At 63.9% G+C, this 14379-nt stretch carries 11 protein-coding genes; 3 read left to right on the top strand and 8 right to left on the bottom strand.

The window, feature by feature from the left end; genetic code table 11:
- Nucleotides 1-51: 51 nt before the first annotated feature.
- Entirely contained in the window at nucleotides 52-1329 is a 1278-nt protein-coding gene (locus tag EOA19_RS17515; protein WP_023811424.1) for a 4-aminobutyrate--2-oxoglutarate transaminase, read from the bottom strand.
- Between the two features lie 243 nt (nucleotides 1330-1572).
- On the opposite strand from EOA19_RS17515, the gene EOA19_RS17510 reads away from it, so the two are divergent.
- Genes EOA19_RS17510 through EOA19_RS17500 form a run of 3 tightly spaced genes read left to right on the top strand, consistent with a single transcriptional unit; the run spans nucleotide 1573 to nucleotide 6880 of the window.
- Nucleotides 1573-2712: an efflux RND transporter periplasmic adaptor subunit gene (locus EOA19_RS17510; RefSeq protein ID WP_128304327.1), complete on the top strand. Its 1140-nt coding sequence runs from the start codon at nucleotides 1573-1575 to the stop codon at nucleotides 2710-2712.
- The gene (locus EOA19_RS17505; protein WP_023811426.1) at nucleotides 2709-3788 is read left to right on the top strand and encodes an efflux RND transporter periplasmic adaptor subunit; all 1080 of its coding nucleotides are present in this window, start codon (nucleotides 2709-2711) and stop codon (nucleotides 3786-3788) included. The genes EOA19_RS17510 and EOA19_RS17505 overlap by 4 nt, the downstream gene beginning before the upstream one ends.
- On the top strand, nucleotides 3785-6880 hold the full coding sequence (locus EOA19_RS17500) for an efflux RND transporter permease subunit (RefSeq protein ID WP_128304326.1): 3096 nt from the start codon (nucleotides 3785-3787) through the stop codon (nucleotides 6878-6880). The genes EOA19_RS17505 and EOA19_RS17500 overlap by 4 nt, the downstream gene beginning before the upstream one ends.
- Before the next feature lie 12 nt (nucleotides 6881-6892).
- Here the strand turns inward: EOA19_RS17500 and EOA19_RS17495 are convergent, their stop codons facing one another.
- The 7 genes from EOA19_RS17495 to EOA19_RS17465 form a co-directional block, all read right to left on the bottom strand.
- Nucleotides 6893-7231, bottom strand: coding sequence for a hypothetical protein (locus EOA19_RS17495; protein ID WP_128304325.1), 339 nt, complete (start codon nucleotides 7229-7231; stop codon nucleotides 6893-6895).
- 44 nt (nucleotides 7232-7275) lie between these two features.
- Complete coding sequence (locus tag EOA19_RS17490; RefSeq protein ID WP_128304324.1) at nucleotides 7276-8025, bottom strand: ABC transporter ATP-binding protein; 750 nt, start codon at nucleotides 8023-8025, stop codon at nucleotides 7276-7278.
- Nucleotides 8022-8867 carry an ABC transporter ATP-binding protein gene (locus tag EOA19_RS17485; RefSeq protein ID WP_031213315.1) on the bottom strand — a complete coding sequence of 282 codons (846 nt, stop codon included), beginning with the start codon at nucleotides 8865-8867 and terminating at the stop codon, nucleotides 8022-8024. Before EOA19_RS17485 ends, EOA19_RS17490 begins: the two co-directional genes overlap by 4 nt.
- Nucleotides 8864-9790 carry a nickel transporter permease gene (nikC, locus tag EOA19_RS17480; RefSeq protein ID WP_023811431.1) on the bottom strand — a complete coding sequence of 309 codons (927 nt, stop codon included), beginning with the start codon at nucleotides 9788-9790 and terminating at the stop codon, nucleotides 8864-8866. Before nikC ends, EOA19_RS17485 begins: the two co-directional genes overlap by 4 nt.
- A gap of 298 nt (nucleotides 9791-10088) precedes the next feature.
- Nucleotides 10089-11156: an ABC transporter permease gene (locus EOA19_RS17475; RefSeq protein WP_128304323.1), complete on the bottom strand. Its 1068-nt coding sequence runs from the start codon at nucleotides 11154-11156 to the stop codon at nucleotides 10089-10091.
- An 18-nt stretch (nucleotides 11157-11174) separates the two neighbouring features.
- Complete coding sequence (locus tag EOA19_RS17470; RefSeq protein WP_128304322.1) at nucleotides 11175-12818, bottom strand: ABC transporter substrate-binding protein; 1644 nt, start codon at nucleotides 12816-12818, stop codon at nucleotides 11175-11177.
- 262 nt (nucleotides 12819-13080) lie between these two features.
- Entirely contained in the window at nucleotides 13081-14358 is a 1278-nt protein-coding gene (locus EOA19_RS17465) for a lytic murein transglycosylase (RefSeq protein WP_128304321.1), read from the bottom strand.
- Nucleotides 14359-14379: the final 21 nt, after the last annotated feature.

Here is a 14379-nt window from a genome sequence, read left to right as displayed (position 1 = left end):
GCCCCCACCCGGACCTTCGGTCCGACCTCCCCACAGGGGGGAGGTAGAAGTTCAGGCGGCGCAGACTTCGCGGATCGAGCTTTCCAGGATGTCGAGTGCTTCGTTCATGACTTCGTCCTGGATGGTGATCGGCGCCAGGAAGCGGATGACGTTGCCGTAGACACCGCAGGTCAGCAGGATCAGGCCCTTGTCGAGCGCCTTCAACCGGATCGCATTGGCGATCTCGGCCGACGGCAGGCCCTTCTTGACGTCGTTGAACTCGACCGCGTTCATGAAGCCGAGGCCTCTGATGTCGACGATCTCGGGCACGTCGTCGCGGATCGACTGCAGCCGCTGCTTCAGCCTTGCGCCCAGCGTGTTGGCGCGGTCGCACAGGTTTTCGTCCTCGATCACGTCGAGCACGGCGTGCGCGGCGGCAACGCCGATCGGGCTGCCGCCATAGGTGCCGCCGAGCCCGCCGGGCCCGGGCGCATCCATGATTTCGGCGCGGCCGGTGACCGCCGCCAGCGGGAAACCGCCGGCAAGGCTCTTGGCCATGGTGGTGATGTCGGCGGCCACCTCATGGTGATCCATCGCAAACATCTTGCCGGTGCGGGCAAAGCCGGTCTGCACTTCGTCGGCGATCAGCAGCATGCCGTGCTGGTCGCAAAGCTTGCGCAGCGCAACCAGGAAGTCACGCGGCGCGTCGTAGAAGCCGCCCTCGCCCTGAACCGGCTCGATGATGATGGCGGCGACGCGGGCCGGATCGACATCGGCCTTGAACAGCCGGTCGAGCGCCGCCAGCGAGTCGGCGACCGAGACACCGTGCAGCGGCACCGGGAACGGCGCATGATAGACATCGCCCGGCATGGCGCCGAAGCCGACCTTGTAGGGCACGACCTTGCCGGTCAGTGCCATGCCCATGAAGGTGCGGCCATGGAAACCGCCGGCGAAGGCGATGACCGCCTGACGGCCGGTGGCATTGCGGGCGATCTTGATGGCGTTCTCTACCGCCTCCGCCCCGGTGGTGACGAAGATCGTCTTCTTCTCGAACTTGCCGGGCAGCATGCCGTTCAGCCGTTCGGCCAGGCGCACATAGCTCTCATAGGGCACCACCTGGTGGCAGGTGTGGGTGAAGCGGTCGAGTTGTGCCTTGACCGCTTCGATCACCCTGGGATGGCGATGCCCGGTGTTGACGACGGCGATGCCCGACGAGAAATCGATATAGCGACGCCCCTCGACATCCCAGATTTCCGAATTTTCAGCCCGGTCGGCATAGATCTGCGTGGTCATGCCGACACCGCGGGAAATCGATTGGTTCTTGCGTTCGGAAATGGCTGAATTCTTCATCGTATCCCTCACCGGGCCGGCGCCCGTCCTGTTTGATGCCGTTGAGACATCTTCTGACCTTATTTCACGTTTTCCTCAAGTCGGCACCACCGGCAGGCGATTGGGCCTGCGGTGGGCAGATCCCGGCGCTTAACCAGTCAGGCGATACACGTACGAGACCGGTTTCCTTTTCCCGGGGATCGACTATCCTCTGGATGTCCACGAGGCATCGCGACCAGCGAGCCGCCGCGGCCGGGGGAGCCCATGAGCAGGAACGTGACTTCGCCCGTCTCGCAGCCGTCGGTCCAAGCTCCCGGTCTTTTGTCTTTTCCAGCCGCCCCGGCGCTTTTCGCCTGCACGGCTGCGCTGCTTTTGGTCGGCTGCCAGAAGCAGGAAGCGGTGGACAAGAAACTGCAGATCATGGTGCGCACCGAAACGGTGGCGATGGCCGACTATGCGCCAAGGACCTCGCTGACCGGGGTGATCGCGGCGCGTACGCTGAACAATCTGTCGTTCCGGGTCGGCGGTCGCGTCGCCGAACGGTTTGTCGATGTCGGCCAGCATGTCGATCAAGGCACGGTGCTTGCCCGGATCGATCCGCAGGAGCAGGAATCCGATTTGCGCTCGGCGCAGGCCGATCTCGACGCGGCACAGGCGCAATTGACCCAGTCCGCCGCCGCCTTCGAACGGCAGAAGACGCTGCTCGCCCAGGGTTTCACCACCAGGCGCGATTATGACGCCGCGGACCAGGCCCTGAAGATGGCACAAGGCAGCGTCGATGCCGCGCAGAGCGCTTTCTCCAACGCCCAGCAAAACCTGTCCTTCACCGAACTCAAGGCCGGTGCCGCCGGCGTGATTACCGCCCGCCAAGTCGAAACCGGCCAAGTGGTGCAAGCCGCGCAAACCGTCTTCACCGTCGCCGAGGACTGGGACCGCGACGCGGTATTCAACGTGCAGGAGACGCTGATCGCCAAGACACCGGCATCGCCTGCGGTGACGATCACGCTGTTGTCCGATCCGCAGGTCAGGGCGACGGGCAAGGTCCGCGAAATCTCGCCTGCGGTCGACCCGGCTTCGGGCTCGATCCGGGTCAAAGTCGCCATTCCCGACACGCCCGCCGGCATGCCGCTGGGGGCAGCCGTCATCGGCTCGGTAAGCGCCAAACCGGCGAAGGCGATCCTGCTGCCTTGGCAGGCGCTGACGTCCAGCGGCGGCAAGCCGGCGGTCTGGATCGTCGATCCCTCGACCAAGGCGGTGACGATGGCGCCGGTCGAAGTGCTGGCGTTCAATTCGGGCACGGTCGTGATCGCCAAGGGGCTGGACGCGGGCCAGAGCGTCGTCACCGCTGGAGGACAGCTGCTCAGCCCTGGACAGACGATCGAAATATCGGGAGCGGGCCAATGAGCCGAACGCCACGCATCCTGCTCGGCGTGCTCATGCTCGGCGCGCTGGCATCCTGCTCCAAGTCGGAGGAAAAGCCGCCAGAGATCATCCGACCGGTGCTGTCGATGGTGATCGAGCCGCGCACCACGCAAATCTTCGGTTTTGCCGGATCCGTCGAACCGCAGGTCAGCGCCGACCTGGCCTTCCGCCTGCTTGGGCGGGTCGTCTCGCGCGACGTCCAGGTCGGCGACATCGTCAGCAAGGGCACGACGATAGCGGCACTCGATCCGACCGCGCTGGAGTTGGGCCTCCAGGCGGCCAAGGCGGAACTGTCCAATGCCGAGGCGCAGCTCGCCAACGCCGCCGCCAGCGAGGAACGGCAGCGCCAGTTGCTCGCCTCGGCCAACGCCACGCAAGCTGTCTTCGATGCCGCGCAGCAGGCGCGCAAAGCTGCGGAGGCAGGTGTCGAGCGGGCCAAGGCTTCGCTTGCCAAATCGCAGGAGCAACTCGGCTATGCCAGGCTGTTCTCTGATTTCGACGGTGTCGTCACCGCGGTGGGCGCCGAAGTTGGCCAGACGGTCTCGCCCGGCCAGACCATCGTCACCGTGGCGCGTTCGGACCTGCGCGAGGCGGTGGTCGACATTCCCGATCAATTGACCGGTGATCTTGAGGCCGGCACGCCCTTCCAGGTGATCCTGCAGTCGCTGCCGACGATCCAGACCGGGGCCAAGCTGCGCGAGATCGCACCGCAATCCGAGGGCTCGACCCGCACGCGGCGCGTCAAGCTGACGCTCACGGATCCGCCACAGGCCTTCCGGCTCGGCTCGACGGTGACGGCGACCCGCGTGACCAAGGTGGCACCGACGATCGAACTGCCGATGTCGGCGCTGTTCGAAAAGAACGGTTCCGCGAAAGTGTGGATCGTCGACCCGCAGACATCCAGCGTGAACGCACGCGACATCAAGATCGCGTCGAAGAATGGCGTTATCTTCACCGTGGCCGAAGGGCTTGACGCGGGCATGCGTGTCGTCACGGCGGGCGTCCACAGCCTGAGCGAAGGCCAGAAGGTGAAAGTGCTCGAGGGAGGCGCCTCATGAAAGGCTTCAATCTCTCCGACTGGGCGCTCAACCACCGCTCCATGGTCTGGTATTTCATGCTGGTCTTCGTCGTGGCTGGCGTGTTCTCCTACCTCAATCTCGGCCGTGAAGAAGACCCCAACTTCACCATCAAGACGATGATCATCCAGGCCAACTGGCCGGGCGCCTCGGTCAAGGAAACCGTGCAGCAGGTGACCGACCGTATCGAGAAGAAACTCGAGGAACTCGACAGCCTCGACTACACCAAGTCCGTCACCACGGCCGGCCAGACCGTCATCTTCGTCAACCTGAAGGACACCACCAAGGCACGCGATGTCGTGCCGAACTGGATTCAGGTGCGCAACATGGTCAACGACATCGGGGCGCAGTTTCCGCAGGGGGTGCAGGGACCGTTCTTCAACGACCGCTTCGGCGACGTCTATGGCAACATCTACGCCTTCACATCGGACGGGCTGACGCCGCGCCAGTTGCGCGACTATGTCGAGGACGCCAGAACAAAAATCCTGACCGTGCCCAACGCCGGCAAGGTCGACCTGGTCGGCGCCCAGGACGAGGCGATCTATCTCGAATTCTCGACCCGCCAGATCGCCGCCCTCGGCCTCAACCAGCAAGCGATCGTGGCGAGCCTGCAGGCGCAGAACGCGATTACGCCGTCCGGCGTCATTCAGTCCGGGCCGGAGCGCATCAGCGTGCGTGTCGGCGGGCAGTTCACCTCCGAGGACAGCCTGCGCGCCATCAATCTGCGCGTCAATGACCGCTTCTTCCGCCTCAGCGACGTGGCGACGATCACGCGCGGCTATGTCGATCCTCCTACGGCGCTATTCCGCTTCAACGGCCAGGACGCGATCGGGCTCGCCATCGGCATGAAACCCAACGCCAACCTGCTCGAATTCGGCGAGGCGCTGCACAAGGAGATGGACAAGGTGCTGGCCGACCTGCCGGTCGGTGTCGGCGTGCATCTGGTGGCCGACCAGCCGGTCATTGTCGAGGAGGCCGTCTCGGGCTTTACGCGCGCGCTGTTCGAGGCGGTCGCCATCGTGCTCGCGGTGTCGTTCATCAGCCTCGGCATGCGCGCCGGCTTCGTCGTGGCGCTGTCGATCCCGCTGGTGCTGGCCATCACCTTCACGGTCATGGCCTATCTCGGCATTTCGCTGCAGCGTATTTCCCTGGGTGCGCTGATCATCGCGCTCGGGCTTCTGGTCGACGACGCGATGATCGCGGTCGAGATGATGGTGGCGCGGCTGGAGGTCGGCGACAATCTGCGCAAGGCGGCGACCTATGTCTACACATCGACCGCCTTTCCGATGCTGACCGGTACGCTGGTGACGGTCGCCGGCTTCATCCCGATCGGCCTCAACAACAGCGCCGCCGGCGAATATACCTTCACCCTGTTCGTGGTCATCGCCGTTTCGCTGCTGGTGTCATGGGTCGTGGCGGTGCTGTTTGCGCCACTGCTCGGCGTCACCATCCTGCCGGCGACGATGAAAACCAAGCATCACGACCAGCCCGGCCGCTTCACCTCGCTTTTCCGGCGCGTGCTTGTCGGCTCGGTGCGCCATCACTGGCTGACCATCATCGTCACCGTGCTTTTGTTTGCCGGCTCGATCGCCGGCTTCGGGCTGGTGCAGCAGCAGTTCTTTCCGCCATCGGACCGGCCGGAGCTGATCGTCGACTGGAACCTGCCGCAGAATGCCTCGATCGCCGATACGCGCGACCAGATGGAGCGGTTCGAGCAGCGGGCGCTGGTCGGCAATCCCGACATCGACCATTTTTCGTCCTATATCGGCCAGGGCGCGGTGCGTTTCGTGCTCGCCTATGACGTGCAGCCGGCCAACCCCTATTTCGGCCAGACCGTCATCGTCACCAAGAGCATCGCGGCCCGCAACCGGGTCAAGCCGGCGCTTGAAAAACTGCTGCGCGAGGAGTTCGTCGGCACCGACGCCTTCGTCAAGCCGCTCGAACTCGGGCCCCCGGTCGGCCGCCCGGTGCAGTATCGCGTCGGCGGTCCCGACATCCAGACGGTGCGCGGGCTGGCGCAGCAATTCGCCGGTATCATTTCCGCCAACCCCAAGCTTGCCGCGCCGACCTTCGACTGGAACGAGCCGCAACGCGTGCTGAGGGTCGACGTACTGCAGGACAAGGCACGCCAGCTTGGCATCACCTCTTCCGACATCGCCAGCGCGCTCAACAGCACCGTCGGCGGCGCTACCATCACGCAGGTGCGTGACGCCACCTACCTGATCAATGTCGTGGCGCGCTCGCGTGGGTCCGAACGCGGCTCGATCGAAACCTTGCAGAACATGCAGCTGCCGACCAGTACCGGCGAGGCGATCCCGCTCGCGGCCGTCGCCAACTTCCGCTACGATCTGGAGCAGCCAACGGTGTGGCGACGCGACCGCATCCCGACCATCACCGTGCGCGCCGGACTGGTCGGCGACGTGCTGCCGGCCACCGTCGTCAACGAATTGAAGCCTTCGGTCGATGCCTTCACCGCCAAGCTGCCGCCGGGCTATTCGATCGCCACCGCCGGCTCGGTCGAGGAGAGTGCCAAAAGCCAAGGACCGATCGCCGCCGTCGTGCCGTTGATGCTGTTCGTCATGGCGACGATCCTGATGGTGCAATTGCAGAGTTTCCAGCGCCTGTTCCTGGTGGTGGCGGTGGCGCCGCTCGGCCTGATCGGCGTTGTGGCGGCCCTTGTGCCGAGCGGCGCGCCGCTCGGCTTCGTCGCCATCCTCGGCGTGCTGGCGCTGATCGGCATCCTGATCCGCAACTCGGTCATCCTGATCGTGCAGATCGAGGATCTCGTCCGGGAAGGCAAGGACCGCTGGGCGGCCGTCATCGAGGCGACGGAACACCGCATGCGGCCAATCGCGCTGACGGCGGCGGCCGCAAGCCTCGCCCTGATCCCGATCGCGCGCGAAGTGTTCTGGGGCCCGATGGCCTATGCCATGATGGGCGGCATCATCGCCGGCACGGCGATCACGCTGCTGTTCCTGCCAGCGCTTTATGTGACGTGGTTCAGGATCAAGGAGCCGAAAGCCCAGGAAGAGCTACCCGTGGAGAGCGGCGAACCGGTGCAAGCTCAGACTTAAGGCTTTGCCGGGTCATTCGTTGTCGTTGGAGGGTACGGGGCGTGACTTGGCGCGTTGCCACGGCGACGATTTTGAGGTGCGCCAGGCATGCCAACCTTTCGGCAAATCGGCCAACTCCACGATGGTTTCATCCAGTTGAACCACCTCTTGCAGGCCTACGAGCATTACCTCGCGTTCATCCCAATCTCGAGTGTCGCTGCTGTAGAATTGCCAACTGCCACCTTCGTCGTTGTAGCTGTCGTCGTCGTCATCTTCATGCACAACGTATGCGATCCAGTCGCCACGTTTAAATAGGCTCTTGTCCGACAACACCGCGAGGTTGGGCGGATCCGCAAACTTCCATTCCTCCATCGGAATCCCTGAAGACGGTTGGTTCTGCACACAGGAAGACGAATTCAGGCGGTTCTCACAAACCCGTCGCTCGCTCTCAGCAGGTTGCGAGTATAGTCCTTCGTCACGCGACGTTCGACGAGATCCGCCGCCGCCAGGTTCTCAACCGCCCCGCCGCTTTGCATCACCATCAGCCGCTCGCACATATGGGTGATGATGGCGAGGTCGTGGCTGACCATCAGGAAGGTCAGCTTGCGCCGCTTGCGTACCTCTTCCAACAGGTTGAGCACTTCCGCCTGCACCGAGGCATCGAGCGCCGAGGTCGGCTCGTCGAGCAGCAGGATCGAAGGTTCGAGGATCAGGGCACGGGCAATCGCCACGCGCTGGCGCTGGCCGCCCGATAGTTGGTGCGAATAGCGGAAGCGAAAGCCGTTTCCCAGCCCGACCTCGTCGAGCGCCCGCTGGATGCGCTTTTCGCCATCGGCGAAGCCGTGGATGGCAAGCGGCTCCTGCAGCAGGCGGTCGACGGTCTGGCGCGGGTGCAGCGAGCCGTACGGATCCTGGAAGACCATCTGCACTTCGCGGTAGAAGGCCTTGTCGCGGCGTGGCCCGAGCGTCTTGCCGTTGACGGCGATGCTGCCCGATGCGACCGGCGCAAGGCCGGCGATGGCCCGAAGCAGCGTCGATTTGCCGGAGCCGGATTCACCGACCAGGCCAAAGGATTCACCCGGCTGCACGTCGAGGCTGACGCCCTTCAGTGCGCGAAAACGGTCGAAGATCACTTCCAGCCTGTCGACGGCAATCGCAGAAGTCATGCCGCCCACTCCGGCTTGCGGTCGAGCACCGGCAGCGGGTGGCGGTCGGCACCGATCTTGGGCATGCAATTGAGCAAGCCGCGCGTGTAGGGATGCTGGGCATGGCCGAGTTCGGACGCCTTGAGCTGCTCGACCACCTTGCCGGCATACATGACGATGACGCGGTCGCAGAAGGATGAGACCAGGCGCAGATCGTGCGAGATGAAGATCAGCCCCATGCCGCGCTCACTGACCAGCCGGTCGAGAATGCCGAGCACATCAAGCTGCACGGTGACGTCGAGCGCCGAGGTCGGCTCGTCGGCGATCATCATTTCCGGACCGGCGATCAGCATCATGGCGATCATGGCGCGCTGGCCCATGCCGCCGGACACTTCATGCGGATGCAGGTTGAAGACGCGAGAGGGATCACGGATCTGCACCGCCTCCAGCATGGCCAATGCGCGGTCGCGCGCCTCGGCCTTGCCGACCTTTTCATGCGTGCGCAGCGTTTCGACGATCTGGCGGCCGATGCTCATCACCGGGTCGAGCGAGTATTTCGGATCCTGCAGGATCATGGCGATGCGCTTGCCGCGCAGCGCCCGGCGTTCGCGCGGCGAGACGCTGAGCAGGTCGATGCCGTCGAAGGCGAGCTTGTTGGCCGATATCCGCGCCTGCGGCGGCGTCAGGCCCATGATGGCGCGGCCGGTCTGCGATTTGCCGGAGCCGGATTCTCCGACGATGCCGAGCCGTTCGCGGCCGAGCGAGAAGGAGACGCCGCGAACCGCCTCGATCAGCCCGGTGCGGGTCGGGAAGGTGACGCGCAAATCGTCGACCTCGAGCAGCGTCTTCGTTTCCCTGCTCATTGGTCACCACTGCGGGGATCGAGCGCGTCGCGCAGGCCGTCGCCGAGCAGGTTGAAGCCGAGGCTGACGATGAGGATGGCGAAGCCCGGCGCACCGGCCACCCACCACTGGTCGAGCACGAAGCGGCGCCCCGACGCGATCATCGTGCCCCATTCCGGCAGCGGCGGTTGCGCGCCGAGGCCGAGGAAACCGAGCCCGGCGGCGGTCAGGATGATGCCGGCCATGTCGAGCGTCACCCTGACGATCAGGGACGAAATGCAAAGCGGCATGATATGGCGCAGCACGATGCGGAAGGGCGAGGCGCCCATCAGCTGCACCGCCTTGATGTAATCGGAATTGCGCACCGTCAGCGTCTCTGCCCGCGCGATGCGGGCGTAGGGCGGCCATGAGGTGATGGCGATGGCCAGCACCGCATTCTCGATGCCGGGGCCAAGTGCTGCAACAAACGCCAGCGCCAGGATCAGCTTGGGAAAGGCGAGAAAGATGTCGGTGATGCGCATCAGGATGGCATCGGTCCAGCCGCCGGCATAGCCGGCCACCGTGCCGACCAGAAGGCCGATCGGTGCCGCGATGATGGCGACCAGGATGACCACATAAAGGGTCCAGCGCGAGCCGTAGAGGATGCGCGACAGGATATCGCGGCCGAGATCGTCGGTGCCAAACCAGTGCTCGGTGCTCGGCGCCAGCAGGCGCGCGTTCTTCAGGTCGCCGAACGTCGGAGAATAAGGCGCCAGCACACCGGCAAGGGCGGCAACGATCAGCAAGGCAATGATAATGAGCAGGCCGAGAAAGGCCAGCCGGTTGGCGGAAAAGCGCCGCCACGCCACATAGGCGCGGCCGAGCCTCGCCTGGGTGCGCGAGGCCGGCCGCTCGCTGAGCAGCCAGTCGCGACGAGAGAGAGGACGGGCGTCGGAGGCGGTCATGATGATGCCTCTTGGAGCTGTCGACCCCCACTCCGGCCTGCTTCGCAGACCACCTCTCCCCCGCTCGACGGGGGAGAGGAAAGGCGCGAAGCGTGCGACCGGCTTTTCCTCTCCCCCGGGCAGGGGGAGAGGTGACCCGAAGGGCCGGAGTGGGGGTGATTGGCCGCAGCTGGAGCAATTCCAGGAAAAGTGTGAAACGGTTTTCCGTCCGGAATTGCGTAAAAACAAGGAGTTAGAGCGGGTAGCCGTTTCCGTGAAACGGTGAACTGCTCTAGGCCCGAAAGTGGAATACCTCTGCTCATTGAACCTTCGTCCTCGGATCGAGGACCCGATACAGAAGGTCGGACAGAAGGTTGATGGCGATGAAGACCGAACCGATGACGATGGTGCCGCCGAGCACCGCATTCATGTCGGCGTTCTGCAGCGAGTTGGTGATGTAGAGGCCGATGCCCGGCCATGAGAAGACGGTCTCGGTCAGCACCGAACCTTCGAGCAGCCCGGCATAGGAGAGCGCGATCACCGTCACCATCGGCACCGCCGCATTGCGCAGCGCGTGGCCCCAGATGATGCGGGTTTCCGACAGGCCCTTGGCGCGCGCCGCGACGATATATTCCTGCGACAATTCGTTGAGCATGAACGAGCGCGTCATGCGGCTGATATAGGCGAGCGAGAAATAGCCGAGCAGCGAGGCCGGCAGGATGATGTGGCGGAAGGCGTCGTAAAAAACGTCCCACTGCCCCTGCATCGCAGAGTCGAGGAGATAGAAGCCAGTGATCGGCGTAAAGGTGTATTCGTAGACGATGTCGAGCCGCGCGGGGAAGGCAACCCATTGCAGCTTGGCGTAAAACAGCACCAGCGCCAGCAGTCCCAGCCAGAAGATCGGCACGGAATAGCCGATCAGGCCGATGATACGCACGATCTGATCGATGAAACTGCCGCGCCTGACCGCGGCCAGCACGCCAAGCGGTACGCCGAACAGCGCGCCGATCAGCGTCCCCAGCGTCGCCAGTTCCGTCGTGGCCGGAAGCGCCCGGCGAATGTCGGTCATGACAGGATTGGTGGTCAGCACAGAGACACCGAAATTGCCGTTCAGGGCATTTTTCACATAGATGTAGAACTGCTCGACCAGCGGCAAATCGAGGCCCATCTCGCGGCGCGTGCGCTCGACGACATTGGCCGGCGCCCGGTCGCCGAGCACCGCCAGCACCGGGTCGATCGGGATGACGCGACCGATGAAGAAGGTGACCGCGAGCAGACCAAGATAGGTCGTGATCGCGATGACCAGGAAACGGCCAAGCGATGATGCAATAGCGACGGCACGGGCGCTGCCGCGCCCCGCCGCCACTTCCTTTTCAACCGTGCTCATGCGGCGTGTCCGCGAGCACTATTCCTTGGACACCGGCCCGACGAAATTGCTGTCGAAGCTCGGGCCGAGGGCAAAGCCCTTGAGGTTCTTGCGCAGGCCGGCCACTTCCAGCTGCTGGTGGATGACGACGAAGGGGCTGGTGTCCAGGATCTTCTTCTCGAGATCCTTGTACATGTCAGCGCGCTTGCCGGCGTCCTTCTCAAGCAGCGCTGCTTCCGTCTCCTTGGTCAGGTCCGGAATGTCCCAGGCGTTGCGCCAGGCCAGCGTCTTGGACTTACCCGCATCCGAGTTGTCCGGATTCGAGGCAAAGGTCTGGGCGTTGGAATTCGGGTCGAAATAATCCTGGCCCCACTGGCCGATATAGATGTCGTGGTTGCGGGCGCGGTACTTGGTCAGCGTCTGCTTGCCGTCGCCCGGGATGATCTCGAGCTTGATGCCGGCCTGTCCGAGCGTCTGCTGGATCGATTCCGCCATGCCGGTCGTCGGCTGACCGGTGCGTACGTCCATGGTTACGCTGAAGCCGTCGGGCAGACCGGCCTTGGCCAGCAATTCCTTGGCCTTGGCGACATCGAACTTGAACGGATTCTCATCCAATTCGCCGAGCACACCCTTCGGCAGGAAGGTCTGGTGGATTTCGCCGATGCCCTTGAGGATCGTCGAGCTCAGCGCATCGTAGTCGACCAGGTATTTGAAGGCTTGGCGGACCTCGGGCTTGGCGAGGTTGGCATTCTTCTGGTTGAGGCTGATGTAATAGACCGTGCCCTTCGGCGCGCTGGTCGAGATGAGATCGGCGTTCTTGGCGATGGCGTCGAGGTCGTTCGGCTCGAGATTGCGGGCAACGTCGATGTCGCCGGCCTCGAGCGCCAGGCGCTGGCCCGAGCTTTCCTTCATGTTGCGGTAGATGACGCGGGCAAGCTTGGCCTTCTCGCCGTAGTAATTATCGTTGCGCTCGAGAACGACCACCTCATTTGCCCGCCATTCGCGCAGCTTGAAGACGCCGGAGCCGGCATAGCCGGTCTTCAGCCAGGCATTGCCGAAATCATTGTCCCATTTGTAGTCGGCGCTCGGCGTCACCGCAGCGACATGTTCCTTGACCAGCTTGGCGTCGACCACCGATGCAACCGTTGCCGACAGGCAGTTCAGCACGAAGCTCGGCGCATAGGCCTTGTCGACGGTGAACTGGAAGGTGGTCTCGTCGACCGCCTTGGCCTTCTCGGCGACGTTGTCGCCGCTGATGCCGAATTGGCCGATGATGAAGGCCGGGCTCTTGTCGAGCTTGACGGCGCGTTCGAACGACCAGGCGACGTCGGCCGCGGTGATCGGATTGCCGGAAGCGAATTTCAGGCCGGGCTTGAGCTTGAATGTGTAGGTCAGGCCGTCATCGGAGACGGTCCAGCTTTCGGCAAGGTCTCCCTTGACCTTGGAGGTGTCGCTGAGGTCGAGACGGACAAGCAGATCATACGTGTTGCCGGTGACCTCGGCGGTCGACAGCTCGAACGCCTCGCCCGGATCCATGGAGATGATGTCGTCGATCGCGAAACCTTCGACCAGCGTGTCGGCGGGCGTGACCGCACCGGCGGGCGCGCCGGCCAGAAGCAGCGCGGACATGGCTGCACCCGCCAGCAGGAAGCGAGAGCGTAGAGCAAACTTTTCCATCATCATCGTGATTGTTCCCTGTTTTGTTGTTTGTTGACCTGAGTTCCCGGCTCAGGGTTGTGCAATTCTTTTCGGGCCTGGAGAAGGCCCCAGTGATCTCTTACCGTTGCGGTTTTTGTCCAGTTGGTCAACACCATATCCGGCAGCCTCGTGGCGGGCAACGAGCATTTATACGATGGCTCAATGGGCCAGAAAGGCCGGTGGGATGTCGACGCATCGGCCAGCCAATCGAGGCTGCCGATCGAGGATAATCTGGCGAATGTCGCGGCTATCTCAGCGCCGCGACCAGGCTGGTGTCAGGGAAGCAGGTGGCGGCGCGGCCGTTCTTGGCTTGCCAAATGCCGATCGAACGGCGGGTCTTGAAGCCGGGCAGGCCATCGGCGCTGCCGACGTCATAGCCCTTGGCTTCCAGCGCGCGTTGCAGAGCGGCTATGTCCGAACGGTGGAGCCCGCCGACCGCGCCCCAGCTGCCGGCAAAATTCGAATCGCCATGGGCGATGCGATCGGCGCCATGGCCGATGAACAGCGCGTAGAGGTCGCTGGTGTTGTACTGCTTCAGCACGTAGAAATTGGGCGTGGCGATAAAGGCCGGACCGCTGCGCCCTGCCGGCATCAGCAGGAAGCCTTCGGCCTTCATCTCACTCGCTGGAAACGGCTTGCCGCCGACGCGCCTAACGCCCATTGCCGCCCATTCGGAGATTTTCTTGCCCTGGTCCGGGCCTTCCAACGAACAGGAAACGCTTTCCGGCACCATCACCTCGAAACCCCAGCCACGGCCCTTTACCCAGCCATAGTGGACGAGATAATTGGCGATCGAGGCCAGCACGTCCGGCGTCGAGTTCCAGATGTCGGCGCGGCCGTCGCCGTCGAAATCGACGGCATGTTTCAGGAACGAGGTCGGCATGAATTGCGGCTGGCCGAGCGCTCCGGCCCAGGACGATTTCATCGCGCCGACCGGAGCCAGCCCGCGCTCGACGATCTCGAGTGCAGCAAGCAGTTCGGTGCGGAAGAAGTCCTTCCTGGTCGACATGAACGCTTTGGTGCCCAGCACTTCGAAGGCGTCGTAGGGCATCTTCGCCGCGCCGAATCCGGTCTCGCGGCCCCAGATCGCCAGCAGCACTTCGCCCGGCACGCCGTAGCGCTTTTCGATAGATGCAAGTGTCCTGGCATTGGTGGCTTCGCGCGCCCGGCCGCCCGCCGTCACCGCGCGAACCGTCTTCTCGGCGAAATAGGCGCCGGGTGAGCCGAATTCGGCCTGGTGCTGCTTCTGCGGCGTGGTCGCCTTATCGCCCGGCTTGACCAGGTCGGGCAGCTTCAGATTGGGATTGATGCCGTCGAAGGCGGCATCGAGGGTGGCTTTGGAAATGCCTTTCGCCCTGGCTTGCGGCCAAAGGTCGTTCTGCAGCCAGGCGCGAAACTGGTCGTCGATCTTTGCGGCGGAGGCGGGGGTGGAAAGGAGGACCGCGAGAAGAACTGCAAAAAAGGAAAACAGAGCCAATCTGAGAGGTTTGCGTTCCTTCACACCCCCCTCTGTCCTGCCGGACATCTCCCCCGCAAGGGGGGAGAT

The organism is Mesorhizobium sp. M7A.F.Ca.US.010.02.1.1, from assembly GCF_004023085.1.
GTDB lineage: Bacteria > Pseudomonadota > Alphaproteobacteria > Rhizobiales > Rhizobiaceae > Mesorhizobium.
Note: the sequence above shows the minus strand (reverse complement) of the source record. Positions and strands in the feature narration are given on the sequence as shown.

Bases quoted from the DNA above. Each gene is read 5' to 3' on its own strand.
- EOA19_RS17515 (WP_023811424.1), bottom strand. From the start codon at position 1,329: ATGAAGAATTCAGCCATTTCCGAACGCAAGAACCAATCGATTTCCCGC.
- EOA19_RS17510 (WP_128304327.1), top strand. From the start codon at position 1,573: ATGAGCAGGAACGTGACTTCGCCCGTCTCGCAGCCGTCGGTCCAAGCT.
- EOA19_RS17505 (WP_023811426.1), top strand. From the start codon at position 2,709: ATGAGCCGAACGCCACGCATCCTGCTCGGCGTGCTCATGCTCGGCGCG.
- EOA19_RS17500 (WP_128304326.1), top strand. From the start codon at position 3,785: ATGAAAGGCTTCAATCTCTCCGACTGGGCGCTCAACCACCGCTCCATG.
- EOA19_RS17495 (WP_128304325.1), bottom strand. From the start codon at position 7,231: ATGGAGGAATGGAAGTTTGCGGATCCGCCCAACCTCGCGGTGTTGTCG.
- EOA19_RS17490 (WP_128304324.1), bottom strand. From the start codon at position 8,025: ATGACTTCTGCGATTGCCGTCGACAGGCTGGAAGTGATCTTCGACCGT.
- EOA19_RS17485 (WP_031213315.1), bottom strand. From the start codon at position 8,867: ATGAGCAGGGAAACGAAGACGCTGCTCGAGGTCGACGATTTGCGCGTC.
- nikC (WP_023811431.1), bottom strand. From the start codon at position 9,790: ATGACCGCCTCCGACGCCCGTCCTCTCTCTCGTCGCGACTGGCTGCTC.
- EOA19_RS17475 (WP_128304323.1), bottom strand. From the start codon at position 11,156: ATGAGCACGGTTGAAAAGGAAGTGGCGGCGGGGCGCGGCAGCGCCCGT.
- EOA19_RS17470 (WP_128304322.1), bottom strand. From the start codon at position 12,818: ATGATGATGGAAAAGTTTGCTCTACGCTCTCGCTTCCTGCTGGCGGGT.
- EOA19_RS17465 (WP_128304321.1), bottom strand. From the start codon at position 14,358: ATGTCCGGCAGGACAGAGGGGGGTGTGAAGGAACGCAAACCTCTCAGA.